This window comes from Thioclava arctica (genome assembly GCF_040892615.1).
Taxonomy (GTDB): Bacteria; Pseudomonadota; Alphaproteobacteria; order Rhodobacterales; family Rhodobacteraceae; genus Thioclava; species Thioclava arctica.
Genome location: NZ_JBFRYC010000009.1, coordinates 91,875 through 112,993, shown reverse-complemented (window position 1 = coordinate 112,993; position 21,119 = coordinate 91,875). Strand labels below are relative to the sequence as shown.

Below are 21,119 nucleotides of genomic sequence, written 5' to 3'. Positions count from 1 at the left end.
ACGCCTCCTTACGCCGCAGCGGCGAGTTTCGCAGCTTTCGCTTTCACATCCTCGATGCCGCCAACCATGTAGAAGGCACCCTCGGGGAGGTGATCGTATTCGCCCGCCACAACCGCTTTGAACGAGCTGATCGTGTCTTCGAGCGGCACCTGAACGCCGTCAGAGCCGGTGAAGACTTTGGCCACGTCGAACGGCTGGCTGAGGAAACGCTGGATTTTCCGGGCACGGGCCACGGTCAGCTTATCCTCTTCGGACAATTCGTCCATCCCGAGGATGGCGATGATGTCTTGCAAAGCCTTGTAGCGCTGCAGGATTTCCTGCACGTCGCGCGCCACGCGGTAATGCTCTTCACCAAGGATCAGCGGGTCCATCAGACGCGAGGTCGAGTCCAGCGGGTCCACAGCCGGGTAGATACCCAGTTCCGAGATCGCACGGTTGAGAACCGTGGTTGCATCAAGGTGCGCGAAGGTGGTGGCAGGTGCCGGGTCGGTCAAGTCATCGGCAGGCACGTACACGGCCTGGATCGAGGTGATCGAACCGTTCTTCGTCGAGGTGATACGTTCCTGCATCGCGCCCATGTCGGTCGCCAGCGTCGGCTGATAGCCCACAGCCGAAGGAATACGACCCAGAAGAGCGGACATCTCAGAACCCGCCTGAGTGAAGCGGAAGATGTTGTCGACAAAGAACAAAACGTCGGTGCCGGTTGCGTCGCGGAACTGCTCGGCCAAGGTCAGGCCGGTCAGCGCAATACGCGCACGCGCGCCCGGAGGCTCGTTCATCTGACCAAAGACCAGTGCGATTTTCGAGTCCGGCAGATTGTCGGGGGTCAAAACGCCCGATTCAATCATCTCGTGATACAAATCGTTGCCTTCACGAGTCCGCTCGCCCACGCCGGCGAACACGGACAGACCCGAGTGCACCTTTGCGATGTTGTTGATCAGCTCTTGGATCAGAACCGTCTTGCCCACGCCGGCACCGCCGAAGAGGCCAATTTTACCGCCCTTGGAGTAAGGCGCGAGCAGGTCGATCACCTTGATGCCGGTGACGAGGATTTGCGCCTCGGTCGCCTGATCCGCAAAGTCGGGTGCGGGGGCGTGGATCGGGCGGAACTCGTCAGCCTCGACCGGGCCCTTTTCGTCCACCGGCTCGCCGATGACGTTCAGGATGCGACCCAGCGTCGCCGTGCCAACCGGCACCGAGATCGGGCTGCCGGTGTCTTTCACCGGTGCCCCACGCACGAGGCCTTCGGTGGCGTCCATCGCGATGGTGCGCACCGAGCCTTCGCCCAAGTGCTGCGCGACTTCAAGCACCAGACGCTTGCCGTTGTTGGTTGTTTCCAGCGCGTTGAGGATCGCGGGCAGCTCGCCGTCGAACTGCACGTCCACGACGGCGCCGATGACCTGGGTTACCTTGCCATTGCTTGCCATGATTTTCTCCGGTTCCGTCAGAGCGCCTCAGCGCCCGAAATGATTTCGATGAGTTCCTTGGTGATCGCGGCCTGACGCGTGCGGTTGTATTCGATCGTCAGTTTGTCGATCATTTCGCCCGCATTGCGCGTCGCACTATCCATAGCCGACATCCGCGCACCTTGTTCCGAGGCCGCATTTTCCAGCAGCGCCGTAAAAAGCTGCGTGGCGATCCCGCGCGGCAACAGATCGGCAAGGATCTGCGTTTCGCTGGGCTCGTAATCGTAGTTCACCGAGGGCGTTTCTTCGCCTTCCTCCGGTTCATAGGAGGCAGGGATGATCTGCTTGGCGGTCGGCGTTTGCGAAATCACGCTTTGGAAGACCGAGAAGAAGATCGTCGCAACGTCGAACTCATCCTTGTCAAAGCGTGTCAGCAAATTTCGCGCCACGCCTTGCGCGTCGTCATAGCTCAGGCGTTTGACGTCGCTGAAATCGACGTGACCCACGAAATACTGGCCGTATTCCCGGCGCAGCGAATCGCGACCCTTCTTGCCGACGGTGAGGATTTTCACCTCTTTGCCCTCGGCCAGAAGCTTGGTGGCGTGTTGACGCGCAAGCTTGGCGATGTTGGCGTTGAAGCCACCGCAAAGCCCACGTTCCGCCGTCATCACAACCAGCAGATGCACCTTGTCTGCACCCGTGCCCCCGAGAAGGCGCGGCGCATTGTCCGAACCTTTCACCGAGCCCGCGAGCCCCGCCATCACGGCATGCATCCGTTCGGCATAGGGGCGTGCGGCTTCGGCGGCCTCTTGGGCACGGCGCAACTTGGCTGCGGCGACCATTTGCATCGCCTTGGTGATCTTCCGCGTGTTCTTGACGCTTCCGATCCTGTTTTTCAGGTCCTTAAGGCTAGGCATATCCCTGTCCTTTCAGGCCAATCACGCGAAGGTCTTGGCGAATTCGTCAATGGCGGCTTTCAGCTTGTCAGCTGCGTCACCCTTGATCTTGGGATCTTCCTGGGTGAGCCAGTCGAGGATGTCTTTGCGCGAATTGCGCAGATAATCCAGCAAGCCCTGCTCAAAACGGCCAACCTGTGCGACCGGGATCGAATCGAGGAACCCGTTCGTGCTTGCAAAGATCACAGACACGATCTCGGCATTGGTCAGCGGCGAATATTGCGGCTGCTTCATCATCTCGGTCAGGCGTGCGCCCCGGTTCAGAAGCTTTTGCGTTGCCGCATCCAGATCCGAGCCAAACTGTGCAAACGCCGCCATCTCGCGATACTGAGCCAGTTCCAGTTTCACCGGACCCGCCACTGTTTTCATCGAGTTGGTCTGCGCCGAAGAGCCAACGCGCGACACCGACAGACCGGTGTTCACGGCGGGACGGATCCCTTGGTAGAACAGCTCGGTTTCGAGGAAGATCTGACCGTCGGTGATCGAGATCACGTTGGTCGGAATAAACGCCGACACGTCGCCGCCCTGAGTTTCGATGATCGGAAGCGCGGTCAGCGAGCCCGAGCCGAAATCTTCGTTCAGCTTGGCCGAACGCTCCAGCAGGCGAGAGTGCAGATAGAACACATCGCCCGGATAAGCTTCGCGGCCCGGCGGGCGACGCAGCAAGAGCGACATTTGGCGATAGGCCACGGCCTGCTTGGACAGATCGTCATAGATGATCAACGCGTGCATGCCGTTATCGCGGAAATATTCCGCCATCGCAGTCGCGGTATAGGGCGCGAGATATTGCATCGGCGCGGGGTCGGATGCGGTTGCGGCGATGATCGTGGTATATTCGATCGCACCGGTTTCTTCGAGCTTTTTAACAAGCTGCGCCACGGTCGAGCGTTTCTGACCGATCGCGACATAGAAGCAATGCATCTTATTGTCGGGCGAGGCGTCGTTATACGATTTCTGGTTCAGGATCGTATCGAGCGCGATCGCGGTTTTACCGGTCTGACGGTCACCGATGATCAATTCGCGCTGGCCACGCCCGATCGGGATCATGGCGTCGACCGATTTCAGGCCGGTTGCCATCGGTTCGTGAACCGATTTCCGCGGGATGATGCCCGGTGCTTTGACGTCGGCCACACGGCGCTCGGTGCTCTCAATGGCGCCTTTGCCGTCGATTGCATTGCCCAGACCGTCCACGACGCGACCCAGCAGACCTTTGCCAACCGGCACGTCCACGATCGAGTTCGTGCGTTTAACCACATCGCCTTCTTTGATGTCTTGGTCAGAGCCGAAGATCACGACGCCGACATTGTCGGATTCGAGGTTCAGCGCCATCCCACGGATACCACCGGGGAATTCGACCATTTCACCGGCCTGTACGTTATCGAGACCGTAGACGCGCGCAATACCGTCACCAACCGACAGCACACGACCGACTTCGGCCACTTGGGCGTCTTGCCCGAAATTCTTGATCTGGTCCTTGAGGATCGCAGAAATCTCAGCTGCTTGGATGCCCATTTATCCGACCTCTTTCATGGCGTTCTTGAGAGTAGCGAGCTTTGCGCGGATCGACGTGTCGATCATGCGCGAACCCAATTTTACAATCATACCACCGATGAGGCTTTCATCGACAGCGGTGTCCAGTTTAACGGTTTTACCCGTTTGCTTTTTCAGCGTTTCAGCCAGTTTCTTGGCTTGTGCAGCAGAAAGTTCCGAAGCCGAGGTGACCTCGGCCGTTACTTCGCCTTTTTCTTCAGCGATCAGATTGCTCAACGCGCTCAGCAAATGGGGCAATGTGAACAGGCGACGCTTGGCCGCCATCAGTTGCAGCCCGTTGCTCATGGCACTGGACAAGCCCATCTTGCTTGCCAGCGCTGCGACGGCATTCATCTGCTCATCGCGCGTATAGACCGGTGAAACGGCCACATCGCGCAGATCAGCAGAGCTTGCGAGCGCCTCACGCAAAGCCGCGACATCACCCTCAAGGGCTTTGATGCCTTTCGCCTCACGCGAGAGTTCAAAAATTGCAATCGCGTAGCGCCCCGCGATGCTTGCGGAAATCGAAGCTGGTTCGGACACGTCCACCCTTCCGATGCTTGTTGCCCCCGTTCCGCGCCCAACGGGCCCGGCGGGAGGTCTCCCCCGGCACAAGAAACTCGTCTTTTGTGCCACATATCGGAGAGGTGAGTAGCAGAGCAATTCCCCCCTCGCAACCATCTTGAACACCAGAATGTGAGCGAAAGACCGCATTTTGCCCTTCGTCGCGATAAGGTGACAGTGCGTGGGTTCAAATGACGGCGCTAACACAAAGAATTACACGGTTTGACCGAATCCGCAGCAGATCTTCTCGCCAGGGTGATTCACCCCCGCTATCGCCGGGAAAATCGCCGGGATCGGACCCGATTGCAGGCGTGAGGTCTTGTGCACGTCGCGGGGCGTTTTCATATGCCCCACCATTTCACCATGACAAGCCCCCCGGCGAAGCGCGCTTAAATCGGCTTGGAGACCGGCTTTACCGCGCCCTCCAAAATCGACAGCGGGCGGCGCACGCGCGCGCCCAAGCCGCTATCATGGCGCGCATGGACCTGCTTGGAGACCTCAAGCACGATCACCCCCGCCGCCAGCACGCCTGACACTTTGGTGCCCACCCGCTCCCACATCGCCGCCGAGCGCAGCCAGAACCGGCGATGGCTGGGCGGAATATAAAGCGCTGCCGTTTGGCGCTCTGGCACGAAACCCGAGCGGCGCGCCAATTGATCAAGCTGACCTGCGGTGAACGGTTTGCCAAAGCCGAAGGGCGTCGATTCGCTTGGGGCCCAAAGCCCGGCACGATTGGGCGCGATAAACAGCGCGCGCCCCCCCGGCCCCAGCACGCGCCAGCATTCCGCCATCAACGCCTCGGTATTATCCGAGGTTTCCAGCCCATGCATCACGATCAGCCGATCCACCCGCCCGGTTTCGATCGGCCAGCGGGTTTCTTCGCACAGCACCGACACATTGGGCTGCCCCGCAGGCCAAGGCATCACGCCCTGCGCCGCAGGCATCAGCGCAATCACCCGGCGCGCGGGTTCCAGATAGGGACGCAGCAGCGGTGCGGCAAACCCGTATCCCGCCACCGTCTGCCCGCCCATGGCAGGGCCGGTGGCAGGCCACATCGTCAGCACCTTGTCGCGGATCGCGCGTTGGGCAGCGCGTCCAAGCTGCGTCCGGTAATAGAAATTCCGCAGGTCGAGCACGTCGAGATGCATTGCGTGTCGGTCCTCCTTTGGCTTAGCTATGTTACAAGATACTCAAAGCGGTAGAAAACGCCATGTCCGTCGAATTGCTCATCGTGCCCTGTCTCGCCGATAACTACGCCTATATCGTGCATGAGGCCGCGACCGATACCACAACCGTGATCGACGTCCCCGAGGCCCCGCCGGTCCTCAAGGCGCTGACGGAGCGTGGCTGGAAGGCAAATCTGATTTTGCTCACGCATCATCACGCCGATCACATTGATGGTGTGCAGGCCCTCGCAGGGGCCACCGGGGCGAAGGTTCTTGGGGCTGCCGCCGATGCCCATCGCCTGCCGCGACTGGCCCAAGCGCTGCAACCCGGCGAAATGATCCCGATCGGAATGGAAAAGGTCGAGGTGATGGATGCGCCCGGTCACACCGTTGGCCATCTCGCCTATTACTTCCCCGAGGCGGGGCTGCTGTTTTCGGGTGATAGCCTAATGAGCTGGGGCTGTGGGCGGCTGTTTGAAGGCTCGGCGGCACAGATGTTTGAGACCTTGCAGCGCTTTTGCGCGCTGCCCGATGAGACGCTGGTCTGCTCGGGGCATGAATATACCGAGGCGAACGGCCGCTTTGCCCTTAGTCTTGAGCCCAACAATCCCAACCTGCTGGCGCGCATGGCCGAGGTGCGCGAGACCCGCGCCCAGATGCGCCCTACCCTGCCCGTCGAATTGGGTCTTGAGAAAGTCACCAACCCGTTCCTGCGCGGCGATGACCCGAAACTGCGCGCGGCTCTTGGCTTGCCCGCCAACGGCACCGCGCTTGAGGCCTTTACCGAGGCGCGCGCGCGCAAGGACCGGTTCTAAGGCTCGGGCGACACGCCCAAGCCGTCAGATCATCCTGCGATCAGATCAGGCGCTTAGTTCGTGCGCGGTGATCTGGTAGACGAACGTCTCGGGATCCAGCGAATCTTGGCGTTTTCCGTCAATTTCAGCCTGCGGATACATCATATAGGGCAGCATCGGATTGCGTGAGCCCGGCAGCGTCACGTCATGGGCGTAGTTATAAGCGACCCAGTTGCCCTCCCACGACCCGAACAGCGCGCGCCGCACATCGACCACCTTGGGGTTATCAAGCGCCAGATGCCCCGCGCCCTCCTGCAACATGACCTTGCGCACATCGGCGGGGTCCACCGCGACCCAACCAAAGCCCGTGAGGAACACTTCGGCCCGGCAATGCTGCGCCTTGCTGATATCGGGGGAATTCGCGCCAAGGCTTTTATAGCCGAATTTCGAGGGTGCTACGCGGATGCCATAGACATCGCGCGCCGGCAGCCCCGCCGCGCGCGCCAGCCCGACATACAGCGCGTTGAGATCGGCGCATTTCCCGCTCAGATCGCCCATCGCCAGCATCGAGGCCACATCGCCCAAGCCACAACCCGGCGTCTTGGGGTTGCGCACGGTATTCTCAACGATCCACTCGTAGATGCGGCGCGCGCGGTCCAGATCAGACGTAGCGCCCTTGGTGATCTGATCGGAGGTCTGTTTCACCAACCCATCGGTCGGGATCAGATGCGTCGGCGCGGTGTAGCACGCGTGGTCCTGCGTGCTGAGCGCCGGAACGTTGCCGGGGGCGGACAGGTCCACCGCGCGATTCTGCGTCGCGGCGATCGTGCTGAGTTCCAGCACGTGCGCCTCGTTGCCACCCTTCCAGATCGCATGCACAAAGCTTTCGCCCTTGATGGGGTCGGTCTGCACGCTGGCGCTATCGGCATTTCCCGTCCAGCTGATCGCGCCCGGCTTCATCCAATCCGCCGCGCTGACCGAAGGCACGGGCAGCCATAGCTGCGCGCCCGTCTCGCTGGCAGGCAGCGTGACGCGGGTGCGCAATTCAAAATGACGCCAGCCATCGGGTTTGGGCGTAAACCCCGCGCGCGCGATGGTTGGCAGCATCGCGCCAAGCGCAGAGGCCGAGCCGATCTTCATAAGGGTGCGTCTGGTGATCTGCATGGCTGCGCTCCGTTTTTTCTGGCCCGTCTGTAGGCTTGAGCCCGCGCAAGAGCAAGGCCGCCAGCGCCTTGCCCTCCCCAGCGCCCAATTGCGCGCCCTGCTTGCATCCAACGCCAGTAGCGGCGATATGTATCACGCCCGTTCACAAGTCCAGTTCGCATGCCCCTCCCTGTTTTATCCCAAGAAATTCGCCGCCAAATCCGCCGTTTCGGCCCCTCGATGGGGCGCCGACCGGGGATTGATATTCTGCGTGGCGCAATCGGCGCGGGTCTTGCGATTTTCCTTGTGACCTTCGTCGTCGATACCCTGCCCCATTCGCGTCAGGCGGGCATTTATCTGGTGTCGTCCTTCGCCTCGACGGCGGTGCTATTATTCGTGCTGCCCAATTCGCCGCTTGCGCAGCCTTGGGCCTCGATGATGGGAATGCTGATTTCTGCCGTGGTGCCGATCTTGGTGTTGCAAATGATCCCGCCCCCCTATGCCGACGGGCTGGCCGTGGCGGCTGCGATTGCGACAATGATGGCGGCGCGCGCGTTGCATCCGCCTGCTGCGGGGATCGCGCTGTTGGTGGTGCTCGAACATGAGGCGGGGCGTCATCTGGGACTAGAGTTTGCGATCTTTCCCATCGCCACGCTGACAGGGGTGCTGATCGTCTTCGCGATGATCTACAATCGCCTCTTCGGCATTTCCTACCCGACCCGACCGCTTTCGTCGACTTCAGATCAGAACATGCGCACGCGTGGCCCTGCCCGCACGCTGAGCCAGCGCGACCTGGCCGATCTGCTTGTCGAGTTCAATCATTCCGCCAACCTCGCCCCGGCCGATCTGGCGCGGTTGATGGCGGCTGCTGAACACCGCGCGGCCGAGGCGTTGCTGGCAGGCACGCGGGTGCGCGATATCATGACGCACAACCCCGTCACCGTGACCCCCGAGGCGCCTCTAAGCGAGATCGTGCGCAAGATGACCACCCTCAATGTGCACACGTTGCCGGTGGTCGATAGCCTTGGCTATTATCTGGGCCTCGTCGATCAGCATGACGCGCTTGATGAGCTGTTCAAGGAATTCGACCTGCTGCGCCGCCCGTTCCGCTTTCGCGCCGCCCCGCCCGAGGCCGAGGCGCGCGCGATCTTTCACACCGAAGTGCAAACCGTCGAGGGCGATACTCCCGTGGGCACCCTGCTTGAGCGGCTGGCACGGCGCGAGGCCCGCGTGGTGCCTGTCACCGAAGCGGGCCATCTGAAAGGCATCCTGACGCGCACCGACATCATGACCCTGCTGCTCAAACACTCTCCCGCCGCGCCCCATGACGACGCTATCAGGGACGCGCCCGCAATCGACACCGCCCCGAGCGAGCCAAACGAGGCACCACCCCAAGCGCCCGAACCCGAGCCGCGCCAAACAGAAATCTAACAAGCGCACGCCGAGTCGCCCAAGGTTTGTGCATGGCTCTTGAAACATAGCCGCCTCTCCCCCATTTCGTCTGGGTAACCCACAAACCCCCAAGATATTGCGCACGCTCCGTGCGCCAGCGCACCATCGCCGCGCGAAAGCGGCTGTTTTTATAGCGCATTTCGTATCGATGGCGTTTTTTGGGCACAAAAGACTTGAAGCGCGGCCAAATCCACCGAACTTTAACTATATGAGGCCAGGATAAGTGGAGGGTTCGCCCGCGCCGCATCCGCAGGATAAGGAGCAGAACATGCCATCGTTTTCCAACACGCTCGAACAGGCGATTCACGGCGCACTTGCGCTGGCGAATACCCGGCGCCACGAATTGGCCACGCTGGAGCATCTCTTGCTCGCGCTGATCGACGAACCTGACGCCGCGCGCGTGATGACCGCCTGTGCCGTCGATATTGATGAATTGCGCCAGACCTTGGTGGAGTTCATCGACGAAGAACTGTCCACCTTGGAAACCGAGGTTGAGGGCTCTGAAGCGGTGCCCACCGCCGCCTTCCAACGCGTAATTCAGCGCGCTGCGATCCATGTGCAATCCTCGGGGCGCTCGGAAGTGACGGGGGCCAATGTGCTGGTCGCGATCTTTGCCGAACGCGAAAGCAATGCCGCCTATTTCCTGCAAGAACAGGACATGACGCGCTATGATGCGGTGAATTTCATCGCCCATGGCGTTGCCAAGGACCCCGAATTTGGCGAGGCCCGCCCGGTGACGGGGGCCGAGGAAGAACAAAAAGCCGAGGGGGCCGCGCAGCCCGGCGAGGCCAAGGAATCGGCGCTCGATAAGTATTGCGTCAACCTCAACGTCAAATCCGAAAAGGGCGATGTCGACCCGCTGATCGGGCGCGAACAAGAGGTTGAGCGTTGCATTCAGGTGCTGTGCCGTCGCCGCAAGAACAACCCGCTTCTGGTGGGCGATCCCGGCGTGGGTAAAACCGCAATTGCCGAGGGGCTTGCGCTCAAGATCACGCGCGGCGAAACGCCGGAAATCTTGTCGAAATCCACGATCTATTCGCTGGATATGGGCGCGCTTCTGGCAGGCACGCGCTATCGCGGGGATTTCGAGGAACGTCTGAAGGCTGTCGTCAAAGAGCTGGAAGAGCACAAAGATGCAATCTTGTTCATCGACGAGATCCACACCGTGATCGGTGCCGGTGCCACGAGTGGCGGGGCGATGGATGCCTCCAACTTGCTCAAACCCGCTTTGGCGGGCGGCAAGCTGCGCACGATGGGCTCCACCACCTATAAAGAGTTCCGCCAACATTTCGAAAAAGACCGCGCGCTGTCGCGTCGCTTCCAGAAGATCGACGTGAACGAGCCCTCGGTGCCCGATTCCATCAAGATCCTGATGGGGTTGAAGCCCTATTTCGAAAAGCACCACGATATCCGCTACACCAATGATGCGATCAAGACGGCCGTAGAATTGGCGGCGCGTTATGTCCATGACCGAAAGTTGCCCGACAAGGCGATCGACGTGATCGACGAGGCGGGCGCGGCCCAGCACCTGCTGGCCGAAAGCAAAAAACGCAAAACCATCGGCCCGAAAGAGATCGAGGCCGTGGTCGCAAAAATTGCGCGAATCCCGGCGAAATCGGTCACCAAAAGCGATGCAGAAGTGCTGCGCGATCTTGAGAAAACGCTCAAACGGGTGGTGTTTGGCCAAGACAAGGCGATTGAGACGTTGGCCTCGGCGATCAAACTGGCGCGGGCTGGCCTGCGCGAGCCTGAAAAGCCGATTGGCAACTACCTGTTTGCAGGCCCCACGGGCGTCGGCAAAACCGAGGTTGCCAACCAGTTGGCCGACAGTCTGGGCGTGGAACTCTTGCGGTTCGACATGTCGGAATACATGGAGAAACACGCCGTCTCACGCCTGATCGGCGCACCTCCGGGCTATGTCGGGTTTGATCAGGGCGGGATGCTGACGGATGGGGTCGATCAACATCCCCATTGCGTGCTGTTGCTCGACGAAATGGAAAAGGCGCATCCGGATGTCTATAACATCCTGCTGCAAGTGATGGATCACGGCAAACTCACCGACCATAACGGTCGCACGGTGGATTTCCGCAATGTGATCTTGATCATGACCTCGAATGCGGGGGCCTCGGACATGGCGAAGGCTGCGATCGGCTTTGGCCGCGACCGCCGCGAGGGTGAGGATACCGCCGCAATCGAGCGCACCTTTACGCCCGAATTCCGCAACCGACTGGATGCGGTGGTCAGCTTTGCACCGCTGTCGCGCGATGTGATCTTGAAGGTGGTGGACAAGTTCGTCCTGCAGCTTGAAGCCCAGTTGATTGATCGCAATGTGCATATTGAACTGACGCCGCAAGCCGCCAGTTGGCTGGCCGAAAAGGGCTATGATGACAAGATGGGCGCGCGCCCATTGGGCCGCGTCATTCAAGAGCATATCAAAAAGCCGCTCGCAGAAGAATTGCTGTTCGGCAAGCTGACCAAGGGCGGCCTGGCCAAGGTCTCCGTCAAAGACGACGATCTTGTGATCACTGTCGAAGAACCTGGCAAAAAGCGGATCTCGGGTGCGAAACCACCCTTGTTGACAGCCGAATAAGCACGCGTGCTACGCGCCGCTTTGATAAGCCTCCTCGTCCCGGCCCTGCCCTGCATGGCCGGGACGATTTCTTTACAGCAACCGATCGACTGCACGCTCGGACAAAGCTGCTATATTCAGAATTATGTTGATCGTGATCCCGGCCCCGGCGCCGGGGATGTCGGCTGCGGACATCTGACCTATGACGGACATAAGGGCACCGATTTTGCCCTGCCCAATGAGGCCGCAATGCTAGCGGGAGTGAAGGTGCTGGCAGCGGCCTCCGGCAGCGTCAAGGCGATCCGCGATGGTGAACCCGACCGCGCCTTCGTCAACGGGGCTTCGGTTGCGGGCAAGGAATGCGGCAACGGGATTTTGGTTGAGATCGGCGATGGCTGGGAGACCCAGTATTGCCACATGCGCGATGGCTCTGTCGCGGTCAAACCGGGCGCTCAGATCACGGCGGGCGAGGTTTTGGGCCTTGTGGGACAATCGGGCAAGGCCGAGTTCCCCCATCTCCACCTCTCGCTGCGCCATAATGGCAAGATCATCGACCCGTTTGACCCGGATATGGCGCAAACCTGCGCCCACAACATTGCGCAACAAGAGCTATGGGCCAAGCCCATTCCCTACACCTCCTCGGGGCTGTTGCAGCTTGGACTGGCCGATACGCCACCGCGATATGAGGCGATCAAATCGGGGATCGCCCCCGTTGCAACACTGCCAAGCGACGGAGCAGCATTGGTTGTCTGGGCCTATGGGTTTGGCGCGCAGGCGGGCGATACAATCACGCTTCGCCTACAAGGGCCCGACGGCTTTCACTTTGCCCATGATAGCACGATGACAAAGCCCAAAGCGTTGTTTTTCCAGTTTGCGGGCAAGAAAACACCACCCGGCGGATGGCCTCCCGGACCCTATCAAGGCACGGTCGCGCTGCGACGCGACGGCGCCGTGATCGCGCAGCGCAGCCAAACCATCACGCTGGGGCGCTAACGCCCCCCGCTTAGGGAATGGGCGCTGCAGGCCCCGGCTGACCAGACGGTTTTTCCGCGTCCTTGGCGCGCGCAACGCTTTCCTCTTCCAGCGTCTTTGCCGGCAATAGTGAAAAAATCCGCGCCCCCGTCTCGGCCTTCATGGTCTCGGGGTCGGTGACAAAGCGCAACTCTCCCTTGGCCGACACCACCAGAACTGGAGCCGCGTCAGGGCGTTTTTCGCGCCAATCCGACAGGGCGTATTCCTCAGTGATGCGGGTGGTACGAAAGACCCAGCCTTCCGCGAGCAGCGTCTCCCAGCCCTCCAGCGTGCGCCCGGCCCCAAAGCGCCGCCCGCCAAGCTGTGTGGGCAGCGCATGACGCTCGCGATCATCCTTCAGGCGCGGCACTTGCCACACCTTGTCGCGCCCCAGTTCCGGGGCCAGATCGGTCGCCACCAGCGTGTTATAGGCGTCATTATCGGTCGCGGCGAGTAGCGTGGAATAGGACATCAACTCAACCGAATCTTCAGCCGCCTCGCCCAGAATATCGCCGTAAAACGTCTTGACCCCCGAAGCGCGCGCGCGGATCAGATGGGCGTGGTTGGGATCGGTGATCAGCACCGGAATCTCGGCCTTCATCAGGACCTGCGCGAACGCAGTGGTAAAGCGCGATCCCCCGACGATCAGCAGCCCCGGCTTGTCGGTATTGGCCAGACCAAGCTTGCGCGCCAAGGGCGCCAGCGTGAAGCCATGCACAATCACCGTGACCAGCACCAACACAAAGGCCAGCGGCCCGATGCGCGCGCCATCCGCCACCCCCAGATCGGCGAGCCGTTGCCCGAACAGCCCCGCCACCGCGACCAGCACCACACCGCGCGGCCCGGTCAGCGCAATCAGCAGCCGTTCATTGCGCGCCAACCCCGTACCGATCAAGGAAATCAGGACTGTCAAGGGCCGCGCCACCAGCACCACAAGCGCCACAAACAGCGCCGCATGCCAATCCAGCGCGGCTAGTTGGTCGACCTGAATATTGGCCGCCAGCAAGATGAACACGCCCGAGACCAGCAGCACGGTCGCATGTTCCTTAAAGCGGCGCAGTTCCTCGTAAGAGGGCAAATCGGCATTGCCAATCACCAGCCCCATCACCGTCACCGCCAACAACCCGCTTTCATGCAGCATCGAATTGGTCACCGCATAGGTCGCCAAAAGGGTTGCGAACAGCACTGGCACTTTCATGAATTCGGGCACTTTTCCGCGCCGGAAGGTCCAGGCAATCGCATAGCCGACAAGCCCGCCAACCGCCCCGGCAAAAACGATGCCCAAAATGAGATGCCAGATCGCCTCGCCCATCGACAGATTCGAGCGCAGCGTCACCACCACCTCAAAGGCAAGCACGGCGGCCAGCGCCCCGATTGGGTCGTTGACGATGGCCTCCCATTGCAACAGCCGCGCGGGGCGACGCGCCAATTTCGCGGTTCGCAGCAAGGGCGCGATCACGGTCGGGCCAGTCACCACCATGATGCCGCCAAAGACCGAGGCCGCCTCCCAGCTGAGCCCCGCGCCGTAAACCAGCGCCAGCGTTGACAAAAGCCAGCCCAGCGGTGCGCCGATAAAGACCAGCCGCGCGACGCCGGATCTAGCATCACCCAGCCGGTGCAGATCGAGCGTGAAACCGCCCTCGAACAGGATCACCGCCACCGCAAGCGCGATCAACGGCCCCAGAAGATCGCCAAATTCGAGGCTCGGATTCAACAGCCCCGTCGCCGGCCCCACGATCAGACCAGCCGCGAGCATGAGAACGATAGCGGGCAGCCGCAGCCGCCACGCAAGCCATTGCGCCCCAACGCCAAACACCCCGACAAGCCCGAAGGCCATGACCGGACCAAGCCCCACCGTTTCTGCAACTGCCATACTTGTCCCTCAAACAATGCGGCCCAATTCAGATACGGGCCAAACCCACTCCAAAAGGTCAGGTTCCCGCATGTTATGCAAGAGGCGATAAACGGCCATGCCGCGCGCAAAGATTGACCTTTGCACCGCAATCAGTTAGGGGATTTTCAGCCTCGCAATCCGGCGAGGTCAGGTCAGGGCGCCCAATTTCCGTTGCGCCCTCATGTGTGCGCCGCCCGATGCGGCAGCCACCGGACGTAATCAGGAAACTTAAGGACGACGATGACGAAATTCTCTGATCTTAAACTGGACCCCAAGGTTCTGTCTGCTGTTGCCGATGCGGGCTATGAAACGCCCACGCCGATTCAGGCCGATGCAATCCCGCCCGCGCTTGAGGGCAAGGATGTGCTGGGCATCGCGCAGACCGGCACTGGCAAGACAGCAAGCTTCACGCTGCCGATGCTGACGCTGCTGCGCCGGGGTCGCGCACGTGCGCGCATGCCGCGCAGCCTCGTGCTGTGCCCGACGCGCGAACTGGCCGCGCAGGTCGCTGAAAACTTCGATCTTTACGCCAAGAACACCAAACTCACCCGCGCACTGCTGATCGGCGGCGTCAGCTTTGGTGAGCAAGACAAGCTGATCGACAAGGGCGTCGATGTGCTGATTGCAACGCCCGGCCGCCTGCTCGATCATTTCGAACGTGGCAAGCTGATCCTGACCGATGTGAAAATCATGGTCGTGGACGAGGCCGACCGGATGCTGGATATGGGCTTTATCCCCGATATCGAACGCATTTTCCAACTGACGCCCTTCACCCGCCAGACGCTGTTCTTCTCCGCCACGATGGCCCCCGAGATTGAGCGCATCACCAACACCTTCCTGCACGCCCCGGTGCGCATCGAGGTAGCCCGTCAGGCGACGACGGGGGTGAACATCACACAGAAACTGGTGCAAATCACGCCCGAGCGGCGCGACCAGACGGCAAAGACCAAGCGCGAGTTGCTGCGCGCGCTGATTGAGGCCGAGGGCGAGGCCTGCACCAACGCGATCATCTTCTGCAACCGCAAGGTCGATGTCGATATCGTCGCGAAAAGCCTGCAGAAATACGGGTTTGATGCGGCCCCGATTCATGGCGATCTGGAACAGAGCCAACGCACGCGCACGCTGGAATCGTTCCGCGATGGCGGGTTGAAACTGCTGATTGCCTCGGATGTGGCCGCGCGCGGTCTGGATATTCCCGCCGTCAGCCATGTATTCAACTACGATCTGCCGATGCATGCCGAGGATTACGTTCACCGCATCGGGCGCACCGGGCGCGCCGGGCGCAAGGGCGCGGCGATCTCGATCGCGACGCCCTCGGATGACAAGTATCTTCATGGCATCGAAAGCCTGATCGAGACGGAAATTCCGCGCGCCGTGCCGCCCGAGGGGTTCGAGCTGTCCGAAGGGGCCAAAACCGCGCCGCAAAAGCGCGATGATGCCAAAGGCGGTCGCGGCCGTGGCGGTCGCACGCGCGAAACGGGCACCCGCGAGGGCAGCGCTCGGTCAAACCGTGGCCCGCGCCCGGCGCGCGATCATAACAAGTCCGATCAACAGGGCGATTCGGCCGCGACAACCCCGATTGTGCAAACTCCGGTGGCCGCAACGGCCCCTGCCCCCGAGCCTGTCGCAGTTCCTGCGCCCGCTCCGGTGCAAGCTGTCGCTGCCAAGTCCGAGCCCAACACCAACCACGAGCGTGATGACACGCGCCGCGCGCGCGGTGGCCGCAATCGGCGCGAGTCGGAGCGTGGTGGTTCGGTCGTCGGGATGGGCGATCACATGCCCGACTTCCTGACCCGCTCGTTCCGCACCAGCAAACCTGACACGGAAAGCGAAGTGGAAACCGAGGATAGCGCGGACAGCTAAGCTACGTTTCTTGAATAGCAAAACCCGCCAGAGTTTCCTCTGGCGGGTTTTTTCATGCCCGCAGCGAGGGGCGGCGCAATCGCCGCCCTGCCCGGCTTTTCGCCCTGGCCTATTCGTCGACCAAGCGCGAGGTCACCACGATCACCTCGGGCTTTTTGCCAATCTCTTCCATTGAGACCTGACGCGCGATACGGCGCAGCGCCTCATCCATCTTCTCGTCATTCGACAGCACTTTTGCCGGAGCACGGTTGAGGAAATCCGACATCTCATCTTCGATCTGATCAATCAAAATGGCACCGCCACGACCCTGCTTGGGCAGTCCCATCGTCTGCACCCAAGGATCGCCAAGCGGTTGATCCTGTTCGTCCAGAATCACCGTGACCAGAACCAGACCGTTCAGCGCCATGCGAATCCGCCCGCGCACCACACCGTCCATCGCGCCGATTTTGACCGAACCATCAATATAAGTCCGCCCGGCCTCGATATATTCGACCACTTTGGGCACCGTGCCCGTCAGATCGATCATCGAGCCATTGGTGGCCACTTCCGAGGCAATCCCCTTGGCTTGCGCGATCTTGGCATGTTCGCGCAGGTGGCGGTGCTCACCATGCATCGGGATCAGGATTTTCGGGCGCAGCAGGTCATGCACCGCTTCAAGATCGGGGCGGTTGGCGTGGCCCGAGACGTGATACAGCCCGTCATGATCGTCGATCACATCCACGCCCATCTCGGAATAGGCGTTCATGATGCGGATCACGCCGCGCTCATTGCCCGGAATAGTTTTGGACGAAAACAGAAAGCTGTCGCCCTCTTTCATCTCAAGACCCAGATATTTCCCGCGCGAAAGCTGTGCCGAGGCGGCGCGCCGCTCGCCCTGCGACCCGGTGACGATCAGCATCAGATTGCCACGCGGCACATCCATCGCCTCTTCGGGCGGGATCGTGCCGGGCATGCCCTTGAGCACGCCAGTTTCCTGCGCCGCGCCCACCATGCGTTTCATCGCGCGCCCCAGCAGACAGACCGAACGCCCCGCCGCAACGCCCGCCTCAGCGAGCGTTTTCAGACGCGCCACGTTTGATGCGAATGTCGTGGCCACAATCATCCCGGTTTGCTCGGCAATCAACTTGGTCAGCGGTTCAGCCAAGGTCGCCTCAGAGCGACCGGGCGCGGGCGAGAACACATTGGTGGAATCGCTCACCAGGACTTTCACGCCCTCACCTTCCTGCGCGATCTCGTGCCACAGGATCGGATCAAAGGGTTCGCCCACGATCGGATTGCCATCCAGCTTGAAATCGCCGGTATGCACGATGCGCCCGGCAGGCGTGTCGATGACCAGCGCCGAACTTTCGGGGATAGAGTGCGACACCGGCACGAATTGCACGGTGAACGGCCCGGCGTCGATGGCATGCGGGCGCGGCTCGACGATCTGGATCGTTTCGGCGGGAATCCCGGCCTCTTCGAGTTTCAGCTGCCCGATACGGCCCGTGAAGGCGCGCGCAAAGACCGGTTTGCGCAGTTTGTTCCAAACATGGGCCAACGCGCCGATATGGTCTTCATGGGCATGGGTGATGAAAATCGCCTCGATGCGATCGGCATTGTCCTCAAGCCAAGCCAGATCGGCCATGATCAGATCGACGCCGGGAGAGCTGTCCATATCAGGGAAGGTCACGCCCAGATCGACCACGATCAGCCGTTCTTTCCCCGCCGGCCCATAGCCATAGACGTAGGCATTCATGCCAATTTCGCCGGCACCACCAAGAGGAAGATAGATCAATCGTTCTGTCACGCGGTCAGTCCTTTATTGTAGTCATTCAGCAGGCGAAGGCCATGCATGGTGAGGTCTTCCTCGACCTTGTCGAAAAGATCGAACCCCTGATCAAACAGCGGCGCAAGCCCTCCGGTGGCGATCACCTTCATCGGGCGGTCACGTTCGACCCTTATCTGGCGCACGATACCCTCGACAAGACCAATATAGCCCCAAAACACGCCAGACTGGATACAGGCGACGGTATTTGTCCCGATAACGGCTAGCGGCTTGGAGATATCGACATGGGGCAGTGCTGCAGCGGATTGGTGCAGCGCCTCAAGGCTGAGGTTCACACCGGGCGCAATCACGCCCCCGATATAGGCCCCGTCGCGCGCCACCACGTCAAAGGTCGTTGCCGTGCCGAAATCCACCACGACAATATCGCCGCCGTGGCGATCAAACCCCGCCACCGCATTAACCAGACGGTCGGGGCCAACGGTTGTGCCCTCATCGACGCGCGGGGCCACGGGCAGCACACATTCGGGTTTGCCCACCACCATCGGGCGACAATCGAAATAACGATTGCACAGCACACGCAGGTTGAACACCACGCGCGGCACCGTCGAAGAGATGATCGTCTCGGTGATCTTGCCGGTGATCTCATGCAGGCGCATCAGCCCCGAGAGCCAGACGAAATACTCATCCGCCGTGCGTTTGTGATTGGTTTCCATCCGCCAGGTCGAGAGAAAAGCGTTCCCATCCCAGATCGAGAACACCGTGTTGGTATTGCCGCAATCGATACACAGAAGCATACCCGCCCCTTTTCGCACTCAAAAGAAAATATCGGCCGCCGCGATTGCGCGCGTCCCCTGTTGCTCACGCAGGATCAACGCCCCGCTATGATCAATCGTCTCGAAGATACCATGATGGGTTTGGCTGCCCACACGCGCCGTGATCTGCTCGCCCAAGCGCGCGGCGCGCGCCAGCCACGCATTGCGGATCGCATCGAACCCGTAGTCGCGAAACTGCTGATCGTAGTGATCAAACGCTTGCGCAAGGATCGGCAGGAAGTCTTCGGGCGTCACCTGCATCCCGGTTTGCTGCGCCAGATTGACTGGCTGCATCGCCTCGGGTTCCAGCGTTTCGGGCGCGGGTGTCTGCGCAAGGTTCACGCCAATCCCGATCGCCAATTTGAGCTGCGCGCCCTGCCCCAGCGTCTCCAGCAAAATCCCCGCAATCTTGCCGCCGTCAAGCAGCACATCATTGGGCCATTTGATCGCGAACCGCGCATGGGGGCCTGCGACATGGCTCAACGCTGCCTCCAGTGCGAGAGCCGCCACAAAGGAATAGAGCGCCGCTTGGGGGAGCCCGCCCTCGGGGCGCATCACGAGCGTGGCCGAGAAATTTCCCTCGGGCGCGCGCCAAGCCCGGCCCCGGCGCCCGCGCGCTGCCGTTTGCACCCGCGCGAAGATCCAGGCCGGACCCGAAAGGCCCGGCGCAAGCCGGGCCGCTTCGTTCATCGTGGAATCGACCGAAGCCAAGGCGTGACGCGCCACGCCCTCGGGCCAGCCCTTGTCCTTAGTTAACAAGGGCCGCCGCAGCAGCCTGCGCCGCACCTTCGATACCAAAGAGGTTGAAGACGCCAAACACCGTCACCAGCGCCGACGCCACCAGCAGACCCCATTGCACAGCCGGCATCCGGTGATCGAGCGGCTCGACCTCTTTGCCGAAATACATGAAGTAGATGATGCGGATATAGTAGAACGCCGCCACAACCGAGGTCAGCACCCCCAGCAGCGCAAGCCAGATATAACCGCCCTGAATGGCCGCCGTCAGCACGGCATATTTTGCAAAGAAGCCCAGCATCGGGGGCACGCCCGCAAGGCTGAACAGCAAGATCATCATCGCAAGCGCTTTCGTCGGCTCGCGGCTGGCATACAGGTTGAGCGACTTGATATCGGTCACCGGCTGGCCATCGCGCTCCATCGACAAGATGAAGGCAAACACGCCCACATTCATCGTCACATAGATCGCCATATAGGTCAGCATCGCCTGCACCCCGAACACGGTGCCAGCGGTCAGGCCAAGCAGGGCAAACCCCATATGGGTGATCGAAGAATAAGCCATCAGACGCTTGATGTTGCGCTGGCTAATGGCAGCAAACGACCCCCAGATCATCGACAGACCTGCGAGAAGACCGATCACTTGGCCCCACTCGCCGGGAACCTGACCGAAGGCGTCAAACATCAGCCGTGCGATCAGCGCCATCGCCGCGACTTTCGGCGCGGTCGAGAAGAACGCGGTCACCGGCGTCGGCGAGCCCTCATAAACATCAGGCGTCCACATGTGGAACGGTACGGCCGAGACCTTGAACGCGAGACCCGCGATCAGGAACACCATGCCAAACAGCAGCCCCATCGGCAGCTGCCCGGCCTTCACCACTTCGATGATGCCCGCGAACTGTGTCGTGCCAGCAAAGCCATAGGTCAGCGAGGCCCCATACAGCAGGATGCCCGAGGACAACGCGCCAAGAACGAAGTATTTCAAACCAGCTTCCGAGCTTTTCTCACTATCGCGGCGCAGTGCGGCGACGATGTAAAGCGCCAGCGATTGCAACTCGAGGCCCATATAAAGCGACATCAGGTTGCCCGCCGAGACCATCATCATCATGCCAACAACCGACAGCGTGATCAGGATCGGGAACTCAAAGCGCAGCAACCCGCGACGCTCCATGTAATCCGCGCTCATCGCGAGGATCAGTGCGGCCGCGATCAGCACCAAGACCTTGGCAAAGCGTGCAAAGGCATCGTCGATGAACAAACCGCCAAACGCTTGATGCGTGCCACTGCCGCCCAGCCCGATCCAAGCCGCAAGTACCAGCATCACAGCGCAGGTGGCCCAAAGCAGCGTGGAGGCCAGCTTATCCTTGCCAAACCAGACCCCGACCAGCAGAGCCGCCATCGCAAAGATGGACAGCAAAAATTCCGGCAGGACGGTAGAGAAATCCGAAGCAGTCATCTCTGG

At 61.0% G+C, this 21,119-nt stretch carries 16 protein-coding genes; 5 read left to right on the top strand and 11 right to left on the bottom strand.

All coding sequences use genetic code 11. The features are described from left to right. Window positions 1-8: 8 nt before the first annotated feature. The 5 genes from atpD to AB4874_RS14450 all read right to left on the bottom strand — a co-directional run bounded on the left by atpD (window position 9) and on the right by AB4874_RS14450 (window position 5,604). Window positions 9-1,427 (bottom strand): F0F1 ATP synthase subunit beta, encoded by a 1,419-nt coding sequence (gene atpD / locus AB4874_RS14470; protein ID WP_438273483.1) that lies wholly within the window; start codon window positions 1,425-1,427, stop codon window positions 9-11. A gap of 17 nt (window positions 1,428-1,444) precedes the next feature. After that, window positions 1,445-2,323 carry a F0F1 ATP synthase subunit gamma gene (locus AB4874_RS14465; protein WP_368392516.1) on the bottom strand — a complete coding sequence of 293 codons (879 nt, stop codon included), beginning with the start codon at window positions 2,321-2,323 and terminating at the stop codon, window positions 1,445-1,447. A 21-nt stretch (window positions 2,324-2,344) separates the two neighbouring features. Then, window positions 2,345-3,874 carry a F0F1 ATP synthase subunit alpha gene (gene atpA / locus AB4874_RS14460; RefSeq protein WP_295533848.1) on the bottom strand — a complete coding sequence of 510 codons (1,530 nt, stop codon included), beginning with the start codon at window positions 3,872-3,874 and terminating at the stop codon, window positions 2,345-2,347. After that, window positions 3,875-4,435, bottom strand: a complete 561-nt coding sequence (locus AB4874_RS14455) for a F0F1 ATP synthase subunit delta (protein WP_368392515.1) — start codon at window positions 4,433-4,435, stop codon at window positions 3,875-3,877. Window positions 4,436-4,845: 410 nt separating this feature from the next. Then, a complete protein-coding gene (locus AB4874_RS14450; RefSeq protein ID WP_368392514.1) occupies window positions 4,846-5,604 on the bottom strand; it encodes a methyltransferase domain-containing protein in 759 nt (252 codons plus the stop codon). A gap of 62 nt (window positions 5,605-5,666) precedes the next feature. Here AB4874_RS14450 and gloB point away from each other — a divergent pair, with 62 nt between their 5' ends. Next, window positions 5,667-6,437, top strand: a complete 771-nt coding sequence (gene gloB / locus AB4874_RS14445) for a hydroxyacylglutathione hydrolase (protein WP_368392512.1) — start codon at window positions 5,667-5,669, stop codon at window positions 6,435-6,437. A 45-nt stretch (window positions 6,438-6,482) separates the two neighbouring features. On the opposite strand, the gene AB4874_RS14440 is transcribed toward gloB, so the two are convergent. Beyond that, complete coding sequence (locus AB4874_RS14440; RefSeq protein ID WP_368392511.1) at window positions 6,483-7,580, bottom strand: transglutaminase-like domain-containing protein; 1,098 nt, start codon at window positions 7,578-7,580, stop codon at window positions 6,483-6,485. Between the two features lie 159 nt (window positions 7,581-7,739). Between AB4874_RS14440 and AB4874_RS14435 the strand changes: the two genes are divergently transcribed. The 3 genes from AB4874_RS14435 (at window position 7,740) to AB4874_RS14425 (ending at window position 12,573) form a co-directional block, all read left to right on the top strand. Beyond that, window positions 7,740-8,990, top strand: a complete 1,251-nt coding sequence (locus AB4874_RS14435) for an HPP family protein (protein ID WP_368392510.1) — start codon at window positions 7,740-7,742, stop codon at window positions 8,988-8,990. Between the two features lie 289 nt (window positions 8,991-9,279). Next, window positions 9,280-11,601 (top strand): ATP-dependent Clp protease ATP-binding subunit ClpA, encoded by a 2,322-nt coding sequence (gene clpA / locus AB4874_RS14430; protein WP_368392509.1) that lies wholly within the window; start codon window positions 9,280-9,282, stop codon window positions 11,599-11,601. Window positions 11,602-11,655: 54 nt separating this feature from the next. After that, window positions 11,656-12,573, top strand: a complete 918-nt coding sequence (locus AB4874_RS14425; RefSeq protein ID WP_368392508.1) for a M23 family metallopeptidase — start codon at window positions 11,656-11,658, stop codon at window positions 12,571-12,573. A 10-nt stretch (window positions 12,574-12,583) separates the two neighbouring features. On the opposite strand, the gene AB4874_RS14420 is transcribed toward AB4874_RS14425, so the two are convergent. Beyond that, on the bottom strand, window positions 12,584-14,464 hold the full coding sequence (locus tag AB4874_RS14420; RefSeq protein ID WP_368392507.1) for a cation:proton antiporter: 1,881 nt from the start codon (window positions 14,462-14,464) through the stop codon (window positions 12,584-12,586). A gap of 261 nt (window positions 14,465-14,725) precedes the next feature. Between AB4874_RS14420 and AB4874_RS14415 the strand changes: the two genes are divergently transcribed. Beyond that, window positions 14,726-16,348, top strand: coding sequence for a DEAD/DEAH box helicase (locus AB4874_RS14415; RefSeq protein WP_368392506.1), 1,623 nt, complete (start codon window positions 14,726-14,728; stop codon window positions 16,346-16,348). 109 nt (window positions 16,349-16,457) lie between these two features. Here AB4874_RS14415 and AB4874_RS14410 read toward each other — a convergent pair whose 3' ends face one another. The 4 genes from AB4874_RS14410 to nuoN are packed head-to-tail and all read right to left on the bottom strand — an operon-like array spanning window position 16,458 to window position 21,113. Then, window positions 16,458-18,083 carry a ribonuclease J gene (locus tag AB4874_RS14410; protein WP_295533920.1) on the bottom strand — a complete coding sequence of 542 codons (1,626 nt, stop codon included), beginning with the start codon at window positions 18,081-18,083 and terminating at the stop codon, window positions 16,458-16,460. 47 nt (window positions 18,084-18,130) lie between these two features. Continuing rightward, window positions 18,131-18,907, bottom strand: a complete 777-nt coding sequence (locus AB4874_RS14405; protein ID WP_368392505.1) for a type III pantothenate kinase — start codon at window positions 18,905-18,907, stop codon at window positions 18,131-18,133. Between the two features lie 18 nt (window positions 18,908-18,925). Beyond that, window positions 18,926-19,684 carry a biotin--[acetyl-CoA-carboxylase] ligase gene (locus AB4874_RS14400; RefSeq protein WP_368392504.1) on the bottom strand — a complete coding sequence of 253 codons (759 nt, stop codon included), beginning with the start codon at window positions 19,682-19,684 and terminating at the stop codon, window positions 18,926-18,928. Next, entirely contained in the window at window positions 19,674-21,113 is a 1,440-nt protein-coding gene (gene nuoN, locus AB4874_RS14395) for an NADH-quinone oxidoreductase subunit NuoN (RefSeq protein WP_295533872.1), read from the bottom strand. Before nuoN ends, AB4874_RS14400 begins: the two co-directional genes overlap by 11 nt. Window positions 21,114-21,119 lie beyond the last annotated feature (6 nt).